This window comes from Acinetobacter sp. YH12069, from assembly GCF_013419675.1.
In the GTDB taxonomy this organism is placed as follows: domain Bacteria; phylum Pseudomonadota; class Gammaproteobacteria; order Pseudomonadales; family Moraxellaceae; genus Acinetobacter; species Acinetobacter amyesii.
The window spans coordinates 122,876-143,424 of sequence record NZ_VOZS01000003.1 but is presented as its reverse complement, the minus strand read 5'-3'; the positions used below and the strand labels follow the sequence as shown (position 1 = coordinate 143,424).

The 20,549-nt window shown below is 40.1% G+C and carries 19 protein-coding genes; 11 read left to right on the top strand and 8 right to left on the bottom strand.

What is annotated here, in order from left to right:
* Positions 1-60: 60 nt before the first annotated feature.
* The 7 genes from FTU16_RS02295 to alr all read left to right on the top strand — a co-directional run bounded on the left by FTU16_RS02295 (position 61) and on the right by alr (position 7,014).
* Positions 61-2,175, top strand: a complete 2,115-nt coding sequence (locus FTU16_RS02295; RefSeq protein WP_373683878.1) for a hypothetical protein — start codon at positions 61-63, stop codon at positions 2,173-2,175.
* A 7-nt stretch (positions 2,176-2,182) separates the two neighbouring features.
* Positions 2,183-2,974: a DUF3142 domain-containing protein gene (locus tag FTU16_RS02290; RefSeq protein ID WP_180116742.1), complete on the top strand. Its 792-nt coding sequence runs from the start codon at positions 2,183-2,185 to the stop codon at positions 2,972-2,974.
* 157 nt (positions 2,975-3,131) lie between these two features.
* Positions 3,132-3,518 (top strand): 30S ribosomal protein S6, encoded by a 387-nt coding sequence (gene rpsF / locus FTU16_RS02285; RefSeq protein WP_004696436.1) that lies wholly within the window; start codon positions 3,132-3,134, stop codon positions 3,516-3,518.
* Positions 3,519-3,530: 12 nt separating this feature from the next.
* On the top strand, positions 3,531-3,758 hold the full coding sequence (gene rpsR, locus FTU16_RS02280; RefSeq protein WP_004278792.1) for a 30S ribosomal protein S18: 228 nt from the start codon (positions 3,531-3,533) through the stop codon (positions 3,756-3,758).
* Positions 3,759-3,767: 9 nt separating this feature from the next.
* The gene (gene rplI, locus FTU16_RS02275; protein WP_078188585.1) at positions 3,768-4,214 is read left to right on the top strand and encodes a 50S ribosomal protein L9; all 447 of its coding nucleotides are present in this window, start codon (positions 3,768-3,770) and stop codon (positions 4,212-4,214) included.
* Positions 4,215-4,452: 238 nt separating this feature from the next.
* Positions 4,453-5,892 carry a replicative DNA helicase gene (gene dnaB / locus FTU16_RS02270; RefSeq protein ID WP_111884293.1) on the top strand — a complete coding sequence of 480 codons (1,440 nt, stop codon included), beginning with the start codon at positions 4,453-4,455 and terminating at the stop codon, positions 5,890-5,892.
* A 48-nt stretch (positions 5,893-5,940) separates the two neighbouring features.
* Positions 5,941-7,014 carry an alanine racemase gene (gene alr, locus FTU16_RS02265; protein ID WP_180162615.1) on the top strand — a complete coding sequence of 358 codons (1,074 nt, stop codon included), beginning with the start codon at positions 5,941-5,943 and terminating at the stop codon, positions 7,012-7,014.
* A gap of 96 nt (positions 7,015-7,110) precedes the next feature.
* On the opposite strand, the gene FTU16_RS02260 is transcribed toward alr, so the two are convergent.
* From FTU16_RS02260 to FTU16_RS02245, 4 genes are read right to left on the bottom strand one after another with little or no spacing between them, the layout of a single operon-like run.
* On the bottom strand, positions 7,111-7,845 hold the full coding sequence (locus FTU16_RS02260; RefSeq protein ID WP_180007906.1) for a proteasome-type protease: 735 nt from the start codon (positions 7,843-7,845) through the stop codon (positions 7,111-7,113).
* A gap of 17 nt (positions 7,846-7,862) precedes the next feature.
* Positions 7,863-8,642 carry a transglutaminase family protein gene (locus FTU16_RS02255; RefSeq protein WP_180162614.1) on the bottom strand — a complete coding sequence of 260 codons (780 nt, stop codon included), beginning with the start codon at positions 8,640-8,642 and terminating at the stop codon, positions 7,863-7,865.
* A complete protein-coding gene (locus FTU16_RS02250) occupies positions 8,639-9,241 on the bottom strand; it encodes an alpha-E domain-containing protein (RefSeq protein ID WP_180162613.1) in 603 nt (200 codons plus the stop codon). Before FTU16_RS02250 ends, FTU16_RS02255 begins: the two co-directional genes overlap by 4 nt.
* A gap of 22 nt (positions 9,242-9,263) precedes the next feature.
* Positions 9,264-10,811, bottom strand: coding sequence for a circularly permuted type 2 ATP-grasp protein (locus tag FTU16_RS02245; protein ID WP_180162612.1), 1,548 nt, complete (start codon positions 10,809-10,811; stop codon positions 9,264-9,266).
* 260 nt (positions 10,812-11,071) lie between these two features.
* Between FTU16_RS02245 and FTU16_RS02240 the strand changes: the two genes are divergently transcribed.
* Both FTU16_RS02240 and FTU16_RS02235 read left to right on the top strand, forming a co-directional pair.
* Positions 11,072-12,070, top strand: a complete 999-nt coding sequence (locus tag FTU16_RS02240) for a YafY family protein (protein WP_180102508.1) — start codon at positions 11,072-11,074, stop codon at positions 12,068-12,070.
* A gap of 840 nt (positions 12,071-12,910) precedes the next feature.
* A complete protein-coding gene (locus FTU16_RS02235) occupies positions 12,911-14,581 on the top strand; it encodes an FMN-binding glutamate synthase family protein (RefSeq protein ID WP_180040358.1) in 1,671 nt (556 codons plus the stop codon).
* A 449-nt stretch (positions 14,582-15,030) separates the two neighbouring features.
* On the opposite strand, the gene FTU16_RS02230 is transcribed toward FTU16_RS02235, so the two are convergent.
* Genes FTU16_RS02230 through FTU16_RS02215 form a run of 4 tightly spaced genes read right to left on the bottom strand, consistent with a single transcriptional unit; the run spans position 15,031 to position 18,797 of the window.
* Complete coding sequence (locus tag FTU16_RS02230; protein ID WP_111884274.1) at positions 15,031-16,074, bottom strand: alpha/beta hydrolase; 1,044 nt, start codon at positions 16,072-16,074, stop codon at positions 15,031-15,033.
* On the bottom strand, positions 16,074-17,213 hold the full coding sequence (locus tag FTU16_RS02225) for a YdcF family protein (protein ID WP_180063537.1): 1,140 nt from the start codon (positions 17,211-17,213) through the stop codon (positions 16,074-16,076). Before FTU16_RS02225 ends, FTU16_RS02230 begins: the two co-directional genes overlap by 1 nt.
* Before the next feature lie 21 nt (positions 17,214-17,234).
* Entirely contained in the window at positions 17,235-18,272 is a 1,038-nt protein-coding gene (murB, locus tag FTU16_RS02220; RefSeq protein ID WP_180162611.1) for a UDP-N-acetylmuramate dehydrogenase, read from the bottom strand.
* Between the two features lie 9 nt (positions 18,273-18,281).
* Complete coding sequence (locus tag FTU16_RS02215; RefSeq protein ID WP_180063535.1) at positions 18,282-18,797, bottom strand: low molecular weight protein-tyrosine-phosphatase; 516 nt, start codon at positions 18,795-18,797, stop codon at positions 18,282-18,284.
* Between the two features lie 118 nt (positions 18,798-18,915).
* Between FTU16_RS02215 and FTU16_RS02210 the strand changes: the two genes are divergently transcribed.
* Entirely contained in the window at positions 18,916-20,076 is a 1,161-nt protein-coding gene (locus FTU16_RS02210) for an iron-containing alcohol dehydrogenase (RefSeq protein ID WP_180162610.1), read from the top strand.
* Between the two features lie 36 nt (positions 20,077-20,112).
* On the top strand, positions 20,113-20,544 hold the full coding sequence (locus tag FTU16_RS02205; protein WP_180041166.1) for a thioesterase family protein: 432 nt from the start codon (positions 20,113-20,115) through the stop codon (positions 20,542-20,544).
* The last annotated feature ends 5 nt before the right edge of the window (positions 20,545-20,549 follow it).

Genomic DNA, 20,549 nt, shown 5'->3' with positions numbered 1-20,549 from the left:
TCAATGTATCCCTGCAACTTGATAATATCGCAGCCACAATTATAAATTTATACCTGCGCTATGTCATACCAACAACAATTCATTCGCTCTTCATTTTTAACACTGTGTATACCTTTTACTCTTTTGTTTGGCTTACCAAGCAATGCAGGTGTAGACATGTCATGTGAACCCTCAACACAGGTTGATGGTCATCGCTATAATTCTTGTGACAATTTACCTGTACTTAGCCCTGCAAATGACAATCGAACTAATATTCTGCTTTTACTCAGTGATATGGGTTTGGCCAAAATTAATATCGAAGAATCAAATTCAACACTATGGATGACCAACTATAGTAAAGTTCCGTTTGAGTTTTCAAATATCATCGATCATAGTACCAATAAACTGCCAAACGCACGGAGTCAAATCACGAATCCACCCTTAATTTATAATGAGCATTGCATTAGTCTAAAATCTGGCGCGCAAGCATTTATTCAGCAAGTCAAAACAGATACAAAACTTTCAAATACAGAAAAAGATATATTAATCCGTGAACGTCAAAAAATTGCAGAATGCACGGACAAGCTGAATTTAATCACCGTGAATTCGAATTGGTCAGTACCTACACGTCAATATGCATCCTATCTAAACGCCACAATTTCTTTTTATAATGCTAACTTTTCCACAGCAACGAAGATTTATTCAGTACTCACCAGTGTTGATCAAGCATGGCTCAAAGAAACCTCTCAATATATGCTGATTCGAAGCTCTCTAGATGAAGCCTATCAAAGTGGTGTTCGTGAATATGGTGATCTTGACCATAACAAGCTCAATCAAAATTTGCTCTCTACTTTTTTTAATAACATTACCCAGTACTTTAAGCTCTATCCGCAAGGTCAATATGCTGCAAGTGCTCGTGGTTATTTGCGTCGTGGTTTTTGGCTGAGTGGCAAACATGATTTACTCATTAATGAATATGTATGGCAAATCAATAACCCTAAATCTCGTGTTTATAATTTAGAAATTCCCAATTTACCTTATGAAATAGATCGTCGTGTTTTTCAGTCAAAACATTTTCATGTCAAAAACCTGAAAGATCCATTTTTTCTTAGCATTTATGACCTTATGCATATGCGCGAAAAACAGTCTGATGATGACATTGTGATTTCGTGGGCTGAACTCAATGCACAAAAAAATTACTTTAAAGACCAACCTGAACTGTTCCACTATTTACAGGCCAATCATTTATTTTATGTGCAAAACAAAGCACAAGAAGCACTCAAATATCTGCCACAACAAGCACCGAGCAGCATCAATAGTTACCTACAGTTGAGTCAGCTACTACTTAAAGGTCGTATTCTGGAAGCAAGTGGGCAAAATCAAGCTACTCAACAATATTGGGAAAACCTACTTTCCATCAGCAAAACCGCCGAACAACGAGGTTTGGCAGAACTCATGCTTTACCCTTATTATGCAAAGCTAAATAACGCTGCGCTTTTTGTCGGTAAACTCGCAAAAATCAAACAAGCTTCCCTTCAGAAAAGCTTTATTGAAAATATAGCGAATGAACGTAGTTTGATGTCGATCATTCAAGATCAAACAGCACAAACCGATCAGAAAAATTTAGCGATTAATACGATATTGCAAAAATCTTTGATTCATCAAAACTACAATTTATTCAATCAAGCCTACGCACTTTTACCTAAAAATGCTGCGCAATATATTTATAACAATGAAAAATTCGAACACTATAAAAACCAACCCCCACTGGGCGATTTTGTATGGAAAGGTACAAAAATCAGTCATAGTTTACAATGCCCTGATTTATATACACTAACGCAAAAACTTGAAAAATCCCCTCAAGATTTAACGCTACGCTTGTGCCTAGGTGAATATATTCGTTCCGAACAAGGCTATAGCGTACATCATCAAACTTATGTCGAAAAAGACCAAACAAGTTTTCAAGGCACCGTCTTTACTCGTGGGCAGGTCTATAAAGACATTATGAAACAGAGTGCCGATCCTAAGTTAAAAGCCTATGCCCTATATCGTTCTATTATGTGTTATTCACCCAATGGTACGAATGATTGCCAAGATCAAGACGTAGTTCAATCAGTTAGAAAACAATGGTTTAATCAAATCAAACGTGACTATCCTGACACTTCTTGGGCTAAATCTCTAAAATATTATTGGTAAATAGCTTATGTGGCCATTGAGTAAGTTTGCAAAAACAATTTGTCTTTTGTTTATATCAGGCTTGGTTTTATGTACTGCTTGCTCACCGGCTCAATCTGAAAATTCATCTTTATTGAAAGCAGATGTAGATCCTTCACGGTATGTTGATGCACGGCAATATGCAAGTTTTTGGATTTGGGGCAATATTTCTAGTAGCCCCTACTTACAGCAAGCCTCAGAGCTTTATATTTTACAAGGTGAAATGAATTGGAATAAACCTTTAAAGCAATCCGAGTTTATCCCACAAGGTATTCAAGTCCTCCATAAACCACAGCAGAAAATTTGGATTGTAATCCGTAGCCATCATTTACAATGGTCAAATAACAATATTCAGCAAATTTTGCAGCGGCTTAAACATTGGGAAAATAACGGCAATCAGATCCAAGGCTTACAAATCGATTTTGACGCCAAAACTAAAAACATTCATCAATATGCCTTATTCCTTGAAAATATACGAAAGCAACTACCTCAAAAATATCGTTTAAGCATTACTGGTTTAATGGATTGGACCAATGTTCAAGATCAGCAAACGCTCAGTATATTGCGCCGCAATATTGATGAGATCGCCATTCAAACTTATCGTGGTAGTGCCACGATCGAGAATTACACGAGTTATCTGAATAAAGTCTCAAAATTGAAACTACCCTATAAAATAGGCCTCGTACAACATGGCCGTTGGCACGCACCTCAACATTTAATTAATGATCCTTATTTTAAAGGTTATGTGGTGTTTTTATTACGTACCGCTAATCGGCCTTAAACCATAAATAATTCAAGCATTTTAAATCCATGCCTTGTATTTCAAACCTAAACGCTCTAAAATTCACGCTTCGCAATTATTGCGACACAACTTTGGTTGTGACTCCTTGCTTCAATCAATTAATGATTGGGGCTGCCTAAACCGTAAGGAGCTGACAATGCGTCACTACGAAATCGTACTATTGGTACATCCAGACCAAAGCGATCAAGTTGTGGGTATGGTAGAACGTTACCTAACTCACATCAAAGAAGCTGAAGGTCAAATCCACCGTCTTGAAGACTGGGGTCGTCGTCAATTGGCTTACCCAATCAACAAGATCCACAAAGCTCACTACATTCTTATGAATGTTGAGTGTGGTCAAACTACTCTTGATGAGCTAGAAGAATTGTTCCGTTACAACGACGCAATCATTCGTAGCCTTATCATCCGTCGTGAAAACGCTATCACTGAAGAGTCACTATTGGCTAAGAGTGCTGAAGAAAAACGTGCGCGTAAAGCTCAACGTGAAGAAGCACAACAAGCTCAAGACTCTGCTGAAGCATAAGGAGAACATAACATGGCACGTTTTTACCGTCGTCGCAAGTTCTGCCGCTTTACAGCTGAGAACGTTACGTACATCGACTACAAAGATATCGACACTTTAAAACAGTACATCACTGAAAACGGCAAGATTGTTCCTAGCCGTATTACAGGTACTAAAGCTCGTTACCAACGTCAATTAGCGCTTGCTATCAAACAAGCTCGCTACTTGTCTTTGATCCCTTACACTGACAATCATAAGTGAGGTTGAGCTGTGGATATTATCTTATTACAACGCATTAAAAACCTTGGTAAATTAGGCGATAAAGTTTCAGTTAAAGCTGGTTACGGCCGTAACTTCCTTATCCCTCAAGGTAAAGCAGTTGCTGCTACTGAAGCTAACACTGCTGCATTTGAAGCTCGTCGTGCTGAACTTGAGAAACAAGAAGCTGAAGTATTAGCTGCTGCTCAAGCACGTGCTGACCAATTGAACGAAGTTAACATCGTAATCACTGCTAAAGCTGGTGACGAAGGTAAACTATTCGGTTCTATCGGTACTCGTGACATCGCTGACGCGTTAACTAATGCTGGTCTTGTTGTAGACCGCGCAGAAGTTCGTTTACCAAATGGTGCGCTTCGCAACACTGGTGAATTCAACATCGCAATCCAATTGCATCATGATGTTGTTGCAGAAGTTCTAGTTACTATCGTAGCTGAGTAATTTCTTGCAAAGAAAAGAGCATGCTTACGCATGCTCTTTTTTTATCTGTAAAAAATAGTGCTCCAACTTTTTTATATTTTTAACTCTTCATTCAATTCAATGTATGACGAATTAATCGGAAATACTTGTTCGCATTTCTGTAGAAAACGCCTATCATTTCAGTTCAATGAAGAGTTGAAAAAACTGTAATTAGCACCCATTTCCATCACATTAAATGGTTTCAGCATCAGGGATTTTTATGTCACAGGCGAATGCCATCAAGCCAAACTCTACGCCAACAGCAAAAACCACAGAACAAAGTTCGTTGAAAGAGTTTCGTACCCCACCCCATAACCTTGCGATTGAACAAGCCGTGCTTGCTGCACTGATGACCGTTGCAGAATCTTTTGAGCAAGTGGGTGATGTACTGACTGAAGCTGATTTTTATGCGACCCGTCATAAATATATTTTCCGTGCCATCGACCAGTTATCAAAAGATAGCTCACCTTATGATGCGGTCTTGGTCAATGACTGGCTGATTAAACAAAACTTGCTCGATGCTGCAGGTGGCGAAGAATATCTGATGCAACTCATGTCAGATTCACCTTCAAGTTTCTATAACCTTGAAACTTATGCTGCAAAAATTAAAGAATTTTCCACTTTACGCAGCATGATTAAAGTCAGCTCGGAGATTTTACAAAATGCCTATGACACCAAAGGTCGTACGGTCAGTGAAATTTTAGATCTGGCAGAAACCAATATTTTCTCGATTGCCGAACAACACAACAATAACGCCAAAGCACAAGGCCCTAAAGCCATTAACTCTGTCGTTGCTAGTGTTTTTGATAAGTTAAATGAACTTTCTCAAACTGAAGGCAGTATCACGGGTTTAACCACTGGATTTGTTGAACTTGATAATAAAACCTCAGGTATGCAAGCAGGCGATTTGATTATTGTGGCGGCCCGTCCATCGATGGGTAAAACTACTTTTGCCATGAACTTGGTTGAAAGTGTGCTGTTTAATAACAACCTGCCCGCTCTAGTTTACTCTATGGAGATGCCCGCGGACTCGATTGCAATGCGTTTGATATCCTCGTTCGGTCGTGTACACCAAGGGCATTTACGTGCAGGTAAAATGGATGCAGATGAATGGTCGAAAGTAACCAGTACCATTGTGCATCTCCAAGAAAAGAATTTGTATATCGATGACTCGTCTGCACTACCTCCAACGGAAGTACGTGCCCGCGCGCGCCGAATTGCCAAAATGCACGGCGGTAAACTTGGCTGCATCATGGTCGATTACTTGCAGCTTATGAAAGTACCCGGTATGGGCGATAACCGTGTTGGCGAGATCTCAGAAATTTCCCGAAGCTTAAAAGCACTGGCTAAAGAAATGCACTGCCCAGTAATTGCACTGTCACAGTTGAACCGATCACTGGAAAACCGTCCTAATAAACGCCCAGTGATGTCCGACTTACGTGAATCAGGTGCAATCGAGCAGGATGCCGATTTGATCATGTTTATTTACCGCGACGAGGTTTATAACAAAGAATCTAAAGAAGCGGGTACTGCAGAAATTATTATTGGTAAACAGCGTAACGGTCCAATTGGTACTGTGCGTCTTGCCTTTGAAGGTCAATACACCAAATTTAGTAACCTCTCCCCTGAGTTTTATGCTCAGTATGATGATGAAGAGTAAAGACTTTTTATCATCCATTAATTCATCGACCCTGTAGGAGTATTTAGGGTGCGCCAAGCTACAGTTTATATTGATCAACAAGCACTTCAATATAATTTAAACCGTGTCAAACAACTTGCCCCAACCGCTAAAATTGTAAGTATGGTGAAAGCCAATGCTTATGGACATGGAGTTAAAGACTGCTTAGCAGCCTTAAAAGACAGTGATGCCTTCGGTGTTGCCTGCCTAAAAGAAGCCTTAGAAATTCGTGAACTGGGTTATGAACAACCCATTACTTTAATTGAAGGCATTTTCTCAGATGATGAAATGCAAATTATCATCGATAAAAAAATTGAATGTGTGGTGCATCATCAGCAACAACTAGATTGGTTACGTGCACATAAGGATGCCTATATTGCTCAAGGTCTGAAAGTTTGGGTCAAACTCAACAGCGGTATGAACCGTTTAGGTTTTAAAGTGCCTGAAATTATTGATGTCATCAATGCTTTAAAGGCGGAAGGTTTTACTTGCGTACTGGCGATGCACTTTGCCAATGCAGACGCAGAAAATCATCCTTTAAATGACCAACAACGTGAACAATTCTTACACGTAAAAGAAGCTTGTGCGCCAATCATGGGTTCGTGCTGTAACTCGGCTGCGATTTTCAAATGGCCAGAACTGAATTTTGATTTTGTTCGCCCAGGCATCATGCTATATGGCGCGACACCTTTCTCAGACCGTTCTGTAGAAGCATTAGATCTTAAACCGGTGATGACCTTTACCGCTGAAGTGATTGCTTTAAATACCATTCAAGCTGGTGAATCTGTGGGTTATGGATCGACTTTCGTTGCAGAACAAGAAATGAATCTTGCGATTGTGTCGATTGGTTATGGTGACGGTTATCCACGTGCCTTCCCTAAACAAAACTATGTATCCATCCATGGACAGAAAACGCGTGTGATTGGCCGTGTTGCCATGGATATGATTGCGATTGATATCACCGGTATGCATGCACCGATAGGCACTGAAGTTGAGCTTTGGGGCAAAGATCGTCTGGTTGATGACGTTGCAGAAGCGAACGGAACCATTGGCTATGAATTATTATGCCGTATGAGCGCGCGCCCTGTACGTAAATTAGCTTAATTACGCCAAATCAAAAAGCCCAGATCAAATCTGGGCTTTTTTTTATCTCGCTTTTTTTATTCACTTTTTAAATTGATCGATTTGTTGATCAAATGGTTATTGAAAATAGTCAGCTGTTGGTTTTGCCAATTCAATCAAACCCTGACGCAATGCTTCTGACCAGCCTTTACTGATCATGGTGAAATATGGGTCCTCTTCATAAATGCGCTTACCATTTGGTATTTCTAAACTGTCTTTTTTATAAACCAAAGCATCTAAAGGCATACCCACTGACACATTTGAGCGTATCGTTGAATCAAAAGAAATTAAGCTACAACGCATTGCTTCATCGAGCGGCATATCGTAACGCAAAGTTCGGTCGAGTATCGGCTTGCCATATTTGCTTTCGCCAATTTGAAAATATGGGGTATCTGGTGTCGCACAAATAAAGTTGCCTTGTGGATAGATGTTATATAACTGCATATCCGCACTGCCAATTTGACCGCCTACCAATAAACTACAGTAATAATTACTTTGTTCTAAAGTATCGGATGTGACATCTGAGATGACTTTTTTTAAGGTATGCCCAACCAATTCAGCCACTTCGAACATCGTATTTACACTATATAAATTCGGCTCTTGTTTGACCTCTAGTTGATTTTGTAAATGCCCGATGACTGCTTGTGTTGTGGCTAAATTTCCAGAGGTTTGGATGGTAATAAATCGCTCACCCGCAATACCAAAGGTATAAAGTTTACGAAAAACTGAAATATGGTCAACACCTGCATTTGTCCGCGTATCACTGATAAATACCATGCCATCTTTTAACCGTAATGCACAACAATAGGTCATTTTTATCCCTCAAATGATTAACAACTCAGCACTTGTACAATTGAGCTCATAGACTCAATACCACCTTTATCACGAACACCTCGAACAGGAGCTACATCCCAGTAGTCCCGCCCAATCGCGACATAGATATGTGATTGTGGTGTAAATAGCTGATTACTGACATCAAAACAATACCATTTATTTTCGATATAGACTTCTACCCAAGCGTGACTGGCAAGGTGGCTAGTATTCGGTACAAATAAATACCCAGAAATATAACGTGCAGGAATACCCAAATAGCGACACATTGCGATCATGACATGGCTATGATCCTGACATACCCCTTGCTTATGATGAAAAGCATCAATCGCTGAAGTATGAACAGATGTTTGATTGGAAACATAGGGAATATGCGCCAAGATTGCTTCAGCCAAACGAATCAGATTGGCACGATTGATACGAGGGACATAACAATCGGCAAAACTTTTCATGTGAATATCGCACTGCGTACTCGACGTTGGCTGTAAAAACAATTTTGGGTTTAAATCATCTGCATTTGAATCAGTTGAGCTCAAATTCATCTCTACGATGCCCTGCGCCATAATGGTCATTTGCAAATAAGGTTCGCGCTGCGTTGTGGTCAACCACACATTACCAAAAGTATCCAATTGCATATCACGCTGCCCCGGCACACTCACATCCCAATTTTGCACCTGTTGGTGTGCATTGGTGGACGGGGTCATTTTGATATATTGAATGCTTCTGTTTACCACATCAGTGTAAACATAATGGGTCTGATGGTTGATCATAAGCCTCATACAACCACCTCAAACATATTTTGGATATGATCACTGAAATGGTAGAAGTTTTGGCTATTCGGCTGCTGTTTAAGTGCCAACCATGCCTCTTGCACGCTTTCCCATCCAAACTGAACCAACGCCAATACGATATGTTCAATCTTCGCTAGGGTGTGTTGAATGTTCTGCTGCATGCGTAACTGGCGATCAAGCTGCTCTATAGCTTGTCCTAAACTAAAAAATAAAAATACATCTTCAGATTCGGACTCTAAAACATCTTGGCAATCTGTTACCACGTCACAGATATAACCCGGGTTATCACTCGCATTACGAATTAAACGGCTGAGTTCTGCATAACTTTTTGCTGAAAGTACACCCCTTAAATCCTGAATATTACTTTGTGCATATTGAAATTGGCTGTAAAATGACGCCGGTTGCTCTGCATTTAAAACCAATTCATTCATTGAGTCGACATCGAAGGCTGGTAAACAAAAAGCATGTGCATAGTTCAATGCCGTATTGACATCTTGAAATGGAAAAATACTGCATAAATATTGAGTGCGTGCTAAATAGCGCCCCAACCAAAAAATATGTTCTGCATTACTGTTTAATAAAATCATGTTTTGCTCCTTCACTGGAGTGCTATGAGCGTAAATCGTCTACTACCCACGTATCTTTAATGCCGCCGCCTTGCGATGAATTCACCACCAATGAACCTGCTTGCATTGCGACACGAGTTAAGCCGCCCGGTACAATTTCAGTTCGATATGGAGAACTCAGTACAAATGGACGCAAATCGATATGGCGTTCAGAAACACCGGCCTCACTTAGGGTTGGGCTAACAGATAAATTTAAAGTCGGCTGTGCAATATATAAATGTGGTGCTGCGGCCACTTTATCTTTAAAGCTATTTAATTCTTGTAAAGAGGCTTGCGGACCGATCAGCATGCCGTATCCACCTGAACCCTGTGCTTCTTTGACCACGAATTTTTCGATATTCGACAGCACATAGTCTAAGTCGTTCTGCTCACGACATTGATAGGTCGGCACATTTTTCAGGATCGCTTGTTCACCTAAATAGAAATGAATCATTTTATCCACATAAGGATAAATCGATTTATCATCTGCTACGCCTGTTCCCGGTGCATTTGCAATAACCACATTATGTTGCATATACGCTGACATGAGCCCTGCTACGCCCAAAGTACTGTCAGGTTTGAAACATAATGGATCGAGGAAAGCATCATCCACACGACGATAAATTACATCAACCTGTTGTCGACCTTTGATGGTTTTCACATAAACCTTATCGTTTTCTACATAAAGGTCACGTGATGTCACTAAGGGTACATCCATCTCCCTTGCCAAAAAGGCATGTTCATAATACGCACTGTTAAAACGCCCTGGGGTTAAGACCACAATAAATGGGTTATCGACGTAGGCATTTTCTGCAAGAATTTCACGTAAGAGCTGCGGATATTGCTCAATCCCCATGATGTTGCTTTGCTGGCAAAGTTCAGGCATCAGTTTTTGACTGATCTTACGGCTTTCCAGCATATACGACACACCAGACGGTGTTCTAAGATTGTCCTCAAGGACGTAAAATTCGCCTGATTGATCACGTATGATATCAATGCCACTGATTTGGCTATAAATTTTACCTTTTAGCCCATGCATATACATTTGTGGCAAATAGGCTTCATGGGTTAAGACTTGCAGTTCAGGAATAATTCCTGCTTTTAAAATATCTTGTTGATGATAGACATCATGTAAAAACAGATTGAGTGCTTTCACGCGCTGTGCGCAGCCTAGAGATAAATTATTCCATTCCTTTCGTGCAATCACACGCGGAATAAGATCATAAGGTATGGTGCGTTCAATGCCCTCATCTTCGCCATACACTGTAAAAGTAATGCCTTCATAGAGAAAATGTTGTTTTGCAACCTGATTTAGTTGCTTCAATTCATCAAGCGTATGCTGTGATAACCACTGCTCTATCCGTTGGCATGATTCTTTAGCTACCGTTTTGCTGTCGCGCATTTCATTAAAAAAATCCGAATTGAATTGATTAAACAGCGCATATCCTCGAGCAAGTGGTAAAGTTTTTAATGTAGAGACAGAAGTATTAACCAACTTTGCCTCATAACCCTCAATTCCATTTGAAGTTGTATTACGATTTTCTTTCAGCATAGCAACTCCATGTTTTTGTCATGTTTTGTAAATCAGATAAAGCAATATATATGCCATCAATACATATGCTGCTTCTCTTTGATTATTTATGCATCATTTTTGCAAAGTGGTACAGCATGTAACTGCTCAAGTTGTGTCAAATTGCGTTATTAAAATCATCTTAGTTTTTTCAGATGAAGACTTGCTTAACGCAGGAAGATTTCTTATTGTGTCCCACAGCATCATTTTATTCATTTAAGTCCAAGTTCAAGCACTAGATTATGTCTTCACAAGAAAAAGAAACGTCGAACAGCCTCTATCGTCAGTGGCAAATTCTTTCACGACTGTCCACAGGTAAGTGGATGGGTACGCGTGAATTACAAGAAATACTGAACCGTGAAGGCATTGATATCAGCCTACGCACCATTCAGCGTGACTTAAACCAAATTTCTCTACGTTTCCCAATTGAGAGCAGTAAAACAACGCCGCAAGGCTGGCGTTGGCGTTCTGATGCACCTATTCAAAGCTTGCCTCATATGACCAGCTCACAAGCGGTCACCTTTATGATGGTTGAGGAGCACCTAAAACATTTGCTTCCACCAAGCTTAATTGAAGAAATGAATCCTTGGTTTGACCTCGCACGTCGTAGTCTATCGTCGCAAAATAATGTCCGTCAGTGGATTAACCGCGTGCGTATCGTGCCAGCAACTCAGCCATTGATCCCTCCTGTGGTTGAAAAAGCCGCACAGCAATCGATTTATGAAGGCTTACTACAAGACAAACAACTTGAATGTCTATATCAAGGTCGTGGACAACAAAGCGAAGAAAAGACCTATATTTTAAATCCACTGGCGTTGGTCCAAAAAGGTGCAATTATTTATTTGGTGTGCACACGTCATGACAAAACAGACATCCAAACCTTTGCTTTACATCGTTTTAAATCAGCTACAGTCTTAAATTCACGTGCATTACACCCTGTCGATTTTGATATTGATGCCTATATTGACTCTGGAGCGCTTGGCTTCCGTGTGGACTTCAATAAACCGACTGAAATGATTCAGCTCAAATTAACCATGTCTGAAGCAGAGGCAGTTTATTTTGAAGAAAGTCAGCTAAGTAAAGATCAAGTGATTCAAAAAACCGAAGATGGCTGGGTTGAAGTTAGTGCAACAGTACCATTTACCTCTCAGTTAACATGGTGGCTGCGTAGTTTTGGGAAAAAGATTCAGAAAATTGAACCTGAAGAAGTCGCTATAGTTGTACAACAACGCAATGATTAAACCGATCTAAGGTTTTCTGCTACCTTAAATACTAACTAATGTTACGCACATAAAAGTAATTTCGCATTTTAAAAATGATTTTTAAGTCTATTCGACGGAGTCTTACATCTAGGGTTTAAATAAAGGAATTAGCCTTCGGCTGGAGGTACTTTTGTTTCGGCAAAAGTACCCAAAACCATTGTCATCCGAAAAACTCGTTCACTAACGTCTACTTATTCAAAGTATCGCAAAAACATTTTTAAATAAATGTAGTCCTGTCTCAAACACTTGCGGATGACCTTACCGCGTATCATTCTTTTATTTGAGGTGACAACTTCTAACGCATAATGAATATCTAGTACATTATTTATGCTTAGATTTTCCCTTAAAATATCAACACATAAAAAAGTCCCAACGCTGGGACTGGATAATTTCTTAGAATATTTTTGTAATTTTAGTCGTTTAGGTCAAAGGAACTACAGCATACGTATCTGCTGAATACCTTATGCCGTAGCGCTAATTTCTCATGGCTATAATCAATTACTGACATAGGCAGGCTAGGTCGGCATTATTATAACGAATAGATTTCATAGTCATATTCAGCACCTCGTGTTTAGAAAGCAAAATCACTATAACCTCCATTTTGTTCACTGTGAAATAACAAGAACCGCGCTACTTTTCATAAATTTTCTTAAAGAACAATCCTGCTTTTCTTATCTCATTTGGCTTTAAATGAAAAAATCATCCAACTTCAGTGCTGCTTTTTATAAATGCTACACTGAATCAACAAATTAAAGCTTGAGCATTGTGCATAAACTCGGCAAATTATGAGCAAATGAGCAGAATAAGATTTTTCAAAATATGGCCAGTCCAGCACAAACTATTCGCCACAAGCTACTGAATACTTTTTTTTCTCGGCATTCCATTTGGTTTGCTTGTATTTTTATCTTCCTACTCATTTCGAGTTTTCATTTAGGTTATTCCCCTCGTTATATTCAATATTTTATTCCACAAACCTTATTGAATAGTATCTGGGTCATTACTGGGCTTTTGAGTTTATTGGGTTTGTATGACGTCATACAAAACAAACATTCGATCTTAAAAAATTACCCCATCATGGGGCACTTTCGTTTTCTATTTGAAGAATTTCGACCTGAAATTCGTCAATATTTTATTGAATCTGATCAAGATGCTCTGCCCTTTTCTCGTATGCAACGTAGCTTGGTCTATCAACGTGCAAAAAACCAAAATGCAGATAAACCATTTGGTTCAATTGTTGATGTTTACCAAAATGATTACCGCTTTATTAACCACTCCTTGTCACCTTGTATTCCTGCCATTCCTGAAACATTCCGTATTAACATCGGCAATGAACAGTGTAAGCAACCGTATAGCGCATCGATATTAAACATTTCTGCGATGAGCTTTGGTAGCTTAAGTGCCAATGCCATTCGTGCCTTAAACTTAGGCGCAAAAATGGGTAATTTCTACCATGACACTGGTGAAGGCAGTATTAGTCCGTATCACTTGGAAAATGGGGGCGACATTGTTTGGGAACTCGGTAGTGGTTACTTTGGCTGTCGTACCATTGATGGTCAATTCGATCCTGTACGTTTTGCTGAACAAGCCAAACACCCTCAAGTCAAAATGATTGAGATCAAATTATCTCAAGGTGCAAAACCAGGCCATGGTGGTATTTTACCTAAAGACAAAATTTCCGAAGAGATTGCTCAAATCCGTGGTGTCAGCCGTGAACATGACTGTATCTCTCCATCTAGCCATCCTGCCTTTAGCACCCCTATTGAAATGATGCAATTTATTCAGCAATTGCGCGAGCTTTCCGAAGGTAAACCTGTAGGCTTTAAACTGTGTATCGGGCAACCGTGGCAATTTATGAGTATCGTAAAAGCCATGTTACACACAGGTATTACACCTGATTTTATCGTGGTGGATGGTTCTGAAGGTGGGACTGGCGCAGCGCCGATTGAACTGATTGATAATATGGGGACACCCCTGCGTGAAGGCCTACTCTTTGTCAATAACACCCTAATTGGTGCAGGCTTACGTGCAAAAATTAAAGTCGGTGCCAGTGGTAAAATTATTAGTGCTTTTGATATTGCCAGTACCATGGCGATTGGCGCAGATTGGGTGAACTCAGCTCGTGGCTTTATGTTTGCAGTCGGGTGTATTCAAGCTCAAAGCTGTCATACCAACCAATGTCCTGTTGGGGTTGCAACACAGGACAAAGACCGTCAAAAAGCCATTCATGTTCCTACAAAGGCAGAACGTGTTTTTAATTTCCACAAAAACACCATGCATGGTTTATCTGAACTTATTGCCTCAGCAGGTTTACAACATCCATCGGATATCCGTGCACACCATCTAGCGCAGCGCATTAATAACCGTGAAATTAAAAACTATGCACAGCTACATTTTTGGTTAAAAGATGGTGAGCTGCTCAGTTGTGAAAATAAAGATGAAGAAAACTTCTATTTCCGTATGTGGAATATGGCACATCTAGAAAAGTTCTAATCCCTACCGCATAAAAAAGAGGCGACCACGCCTCTTTTTTTCGTCTAGATCCATCACACTGATTAAGGTAGGCTGTGCTCAATCATCAATTAGTAACTGATGTTACGCGCGTAAAAGTAATTACGCATTTTAAAATAATTTTTAAACCTATTCGACGGAGTCTTACATCTAGGGCTTAAACATAGGGATTAGCCTTCGGCAGGAGGTACTCTTACGAAACGTTGTTTCTCATTCGGCAAAATGAGAAGCAAAGCTTCGCAAGGAAACCTTCTTGCGGTGCAATGCACCTCACCGACAAAACTCGTTCACTAGCGTCAAATTATTCAAAGTATTGCAAAAACATTTTTGATTAGGAGTAGTCCAGTCTCAAACACTTGCGGATGACCTTCCCGCGTATCGTACTTTTATTTGAATCAAATTACGCTCCTGATGTTAGTGCGTAACATCAGTTAGTAATAAGACTTACTATTCGATTGAGCATGCAAGAATGCAGGGATCAAACCTGTTAATGCAGCACGAATATCGGCACGTTCATTAATCAGCTGATGTGAACCTTCTTCAAGCATGAGAAGCGTCTGTAAACGGAATTTACGACGTATAAACTCAATGTTATAACGCCAATCCACCGTCTGATCCTGTGCGCCTTGAGCTAACCACACTGGAATACGACATGCAGGTCGCTCTTCCATTTCCTGCATCCATTTTGACATGGCCAAAATCCAGTCCATCCCCATCATTCGAGGTTGTAGAGGATCTTTTAAACGTACAAAACGCAAAAACTCAGGGTTATGATTATTCCGTCTAAAATGACGTGGCACTTCACGTTTAATACGACGAATAATGCCTAATCCAACCGAGTTATGCCACCATGCCGTTTTTGCAGGGCGAATCAGCGGAGATAATAATAAAACTCGTTCGACATAAGGGTTTTTGCGATGTTCAGCAAAATCTAACAGATGATGCAGCCAAATCGCCCCACCCGTACTCTGCCCAATCCCTAACCACGGTGTCGGTAATTGAGCTGCATGTTTCACATAACGATATACCGCTTCCAAAACTTGTTGGTAATGATCAAAGTTTTGAATACTGGCTGGCGATCCATTACTTAGACCATGCCCCGGTAAATCATAGGTCAAAACACTAAAACCTTGATCTAAGAGCTCACGAATAATCGGCTGATATATTCCACTATGCTCTAAATAACCATGCAATAAAAATACAGTGCCTTTAATGACATCCGTTTCAGTTTTCAGTTTCGGTTGAAATACTTGTACATGTAATTTGAACAAAGGCATTTCTACATAGCCTTGCCAATGTTCACAGTTCAAGGCATCTAAACCATAAAGTCGTCTATAAGACTGTATTTCAACACTAGGCTCAAAAGGTCGATTTAAATTTAGAGGTTCTAATACTTGTGGGGTTAATTCTCGACTTGGAACTGGAAGATCTAATTGTTTAAGAATCGAAGGATTAAGAAATGGGATATCTGACATTATGGGACCTCCCGACAGTCACTTGAGCCAAACCAAACGTCACGTAAGGTGGCTAATAATTCATAATTGGCACGACGACTATGGTCATAATTTTTTTCACTTGGTCGCCATGTGGTTAGTGTCGTTGGCATAGGTGCCACAACAGGAATGGTTTCGATACCATTTAATGCAAATAAACGACGTGTTCGAGGCATATGATATTGGTCGGTGATTAAAATAACCGTCGGTGCGCCGCCTTTTTTCTGTAAAAGTAACGAACTAAAACGCGAATTTTCGCAAGTATTCATACTGCGGTCTTCAAGCAATTTCGCATCGACATCATATTGCTTTAACCATGCTTGCATATACGGTGCTTCTACACCACTGAGTACAATCGGTAACTTATTGGCACGTTCGACATCGAGTGTTTTTTCCAGTCGAAGTCGTGTGTAGTCATTCACTACGATATCTTTATCATTTTTATCTAAGGTTAAACCACCACCTAACACCACGATCGCATACGGCTCTGCCGTTGGCTGCTTCAGGGTTTTATCTTTCATTTTGGCAAGATCAAGATACGTTTCATCATCGATCGGTTCTGCTTCTGAAGCAGCTTGCTCAATTTCATGGGTTTTTAAGAACTCAGTATATTGAGTCATCAGGCCTTTATTTTCCGCACTATTGAGCTCAAGCAGCTCTTTCATTTTTTGAGCAGGATTTTCCGCCAATGCTTCAGAGGATGCTGCCTCGGACGCAGAAGGATTCAGCAAAGGTACTTTCGGCATGTCCTTTTGACTATCATTCTTTTCTTTTTCATGTTCTTCTTCAATGAGCTGCTGTAACGCCTTATAACGTGCTTGTATAAGGGTTAAATCTTGAGGCTCATCAGACTGTATGGCTTGCTCCATGAGTTTTAAATACGCTTGGCGCGCTATCCATAAGTCAGAACCCGGCTCATAGTTATCATCGTCACTCAAAGCGCCGAGTTTTTGACTTTGCGCTGCGAGCTGATTGACTTCTACAGGAACGAAATAATTTAAACTTTTAACGATCAATTTAGAATAAAACGGCGTATAGATAAAAATCATTAGACAGCCCAAAAGTACAAATAGCACTGCGGCAATTTGTACTAAGCGAACCATCCAATGTGTTTTATGCATAAATCTAAAACCTATGTGTTTTTATTGATCTGCGTGAGATCGAATCAAGCCATTTGTATCAAATAATACAGGCTCAGGATGTAGTTCAATATTAAATTTTTCAAAAACATCATGTTGTACAGCTTTGTAAGTTGTACGTACATCTTGCAGCGTGGCGTCTTGATAATTGACCAACACCAATGCTTGCTTATGGAACATGCCCACTGAACCCACAGATTTCCCTTTCCAACCCGCTTGATCAATCAACCAGCCCGCTGCCAGTTTTACCGCATTATTCGGTTGTGGGTAATGGGGTAAATTTGGAAATTGCAGCGCAATTTGGTCAAAAGCGTGCTGGCTAATCACAGGGTTTTTAAAGAAACTTCCGACATTTGGAAATTCTTTGGGATCTGGCAGTTTGGTTTGACGGATATGAATGACTTGTTGTTGTAGGTTTTCTGCACTTAAGTCTTCGCCTACCGCCTGCTTTAAATCACCATAATTTAATTTTAAATCGGCATGTTTTAAAAGTTTAAACGTGACATGCGTAATAATAAAACGCTCTGGCTCATCTTTAAAAATACTATGACGATATGAAAAATGGCAATCGGCAGCGCTAATACTACTTTGCTGTTCTGTTACTCGGTCATAGACCTGCACAGATTCAATAAATTCACCCGCCTCAACACCATAAGCTCCAATATTTTGCACAGGTGAAGCCCCAACTAAACCGGGTATCAGCGCTAAATTTTGTAAACCATAAAACTGGTGTGCCGTCGTCCAAAGCACAAAGTCATGCCACACTTGCCCTGCACCCACTTTTAAAGTCTGTGTATCGGCATCGTCTTGTATATATTCAATACCTTGAATATCCATGTGCATCACTAAAGCATGAATTTGCTCAGGCAACAGCATATTACTGCCCCCTGAAAGCACCAATACATTTAACTGCTCAGCTTTGGCAAAGTCGAGCACCGTTTGAATATCTTCTACCGATTGAACACGTACATAATGAGATGCAACAGCATCGAGGCTTAATGTATTAAATGGCTTAAGCTGAACCTGTGTTTGAATTTGCATTCTTAAACCTTAATTTTTTTGCTGTGCTTGTAACTGAGTTTTTAAATAATTGACCCAAGCCTGACTGCTAGATTCGCATTGATCTAATACATGTTCAAACCCTGCATCACCACCATAGTACGGATCTGGTACTTCTTGTTGCGGATATTGGTGATCATGTTGACTCATCAAAGACACTTGGGCACGTAGCTGACCCAATTGTTGCTGCGCTTTTTGCATGAGGTTTTGAATATTGTCTAAATTTTCGTAGTCCATGGCCAAGATCAAATCAAATTCAATAAAATCATGAACTGTTAATTGACGTGCACGTAATGCAGATAAGCTATAGCCACGTAATTTTGCATGCTTTTGGCTACGTAGATCTGGCGCTTTGCCCGGATGATAATTGCTCGTACCCGCAGAATCGACGTGAATATTGAGTTGCGCTTCATCACAAAAATGTCTGAGAACCACTTCAGCCGTAGGTGAACGGCAAATATTTCCTAAACAAACACACAACACCTTATATGGCGTGCTGGATGACATAACAACCTCAAGACTACTTTTATTTCAAGCGTCTTATGTTAAGTTATTTACAGGATGAATCCTATATCAACACTCAAGAATAATGTTTATTTGGATATAAAAAATTAGGGATAAGCCAATGAGTCAATTTCAGTTTCAAACCGTCAGCAATATTATTTCAGGCTTAGGCTCTATTTCCCAACTGAGAGAGGTCCTAGACGACTTTCAAGCCAAACGTGTCATGCTTGTGACCGACCCCGGTATGTTGCAACAACAATTACATTTACCCATTTTGGATATTTTAGAAAGTATCCATCAAGATTATGTAATTTATTCCAGTATTCAAGCTGACCCTGCAGAACATATAGTTTTAGATGCAGTTCAATTTGCCAAGAATGAAAAAGTAGATTTGATTATTGGTTTTGGCGGTGGAAGTTCAATGGATGTGGCTAAAATTATTGCGATTTTGGCTCATCCTAAGCAAACACAACAGATCAGTGATTTATATGGTGTAGCTAATGCAAAACGACCACGCTTGCCACTCATTTTGATTCCGACAACGGCAGGGACCGGCTCTGAAGTCACACCAATCTCTATCGTCACTACAGGTGAAACCACCAAAACAGGTATCGTCTCCCCTGTACTGTATGCCGATGTCTGTATCCTCGATGCGAACTTTACATTAAATCTCCCCGCACACATTACCGCAGCAACCGGTATCGATGCCATGGTGCATGCCATTGAAGCCTATACATCAAAAATTAAAAAAAATCCGTATGCGGATATGCTTGCTAAACAAGCTTTGCGTTTATTAAATAAAAATTTAGCGCTCGTTTTACACGACGGACATAACCTCGAAGCGCGTCAGCACATGCTAGTCGGTTCAATGCTTGCAGGTCAGGCCTTTGCTAATGCACCAGTTGCAGCGGTGCATGCACTCGCCTATCCACTCGGTGGACACTTTCATCTCTCGCATGGTCATACCAATGCACTGGTTCTCGCTGAAGTGTTAAAGTTTAATGCACCTCAGGCCAAGCAGCATTATGCAGAACTTATGAGTTGGCTAGACCCATACAGTACGGGCTGTACCGATGGTTTATGTGATTTATTTATAGATCATATGCAAAATCATTTAGATCAGAGCGGTTTAGTGCTTAAACTCAGTCAACTCAATGTGCCTGAAAATATGCTCGATCGTTTAGCAGAAGACGCATTATTACAAACACGACTATTACAAAATAATCCGCGAGAACTGCAGTTTGAAGATGCTCGCCAGATTTACCAATCAATATATGCCTAAAGTTCACTCATTTTTGAAATAAAGAAAATACCAACGATGAAACCTGAAACTAAACGCCGCCAAAACTATCGATTTTTATTTCCAATCCAAACGCGTTGGGCAGACAACGATATGTATGGCCACGTTAATAATGTCACCTATTACAGCTATTTTGATACCGCTGCAAATGCACTCTTGATTCAACATGCCGGTTTTGATTTGCAAAATACCCCGATCATCGGTTTAGTGGTCGATTCAGCCTGCAGTTTTTTACAAGAACTGTCCTATCCAGAAATCATTGAAGTTGGGGTTGCGATTGAAAAAATTGGTAATTCTTCACTGCGCTATGATTTGGCTATTTTTAAACAAGGACAAAATGAGGCTGCAGCCCAAGGACATTTCGTACATGTGTTTGTCGACCGCCAAACACGAAAAAGCACCTCGATACCCGATGAAATGCGAGATGCTTTAACTCAGTTTTTACTTTAATTTTT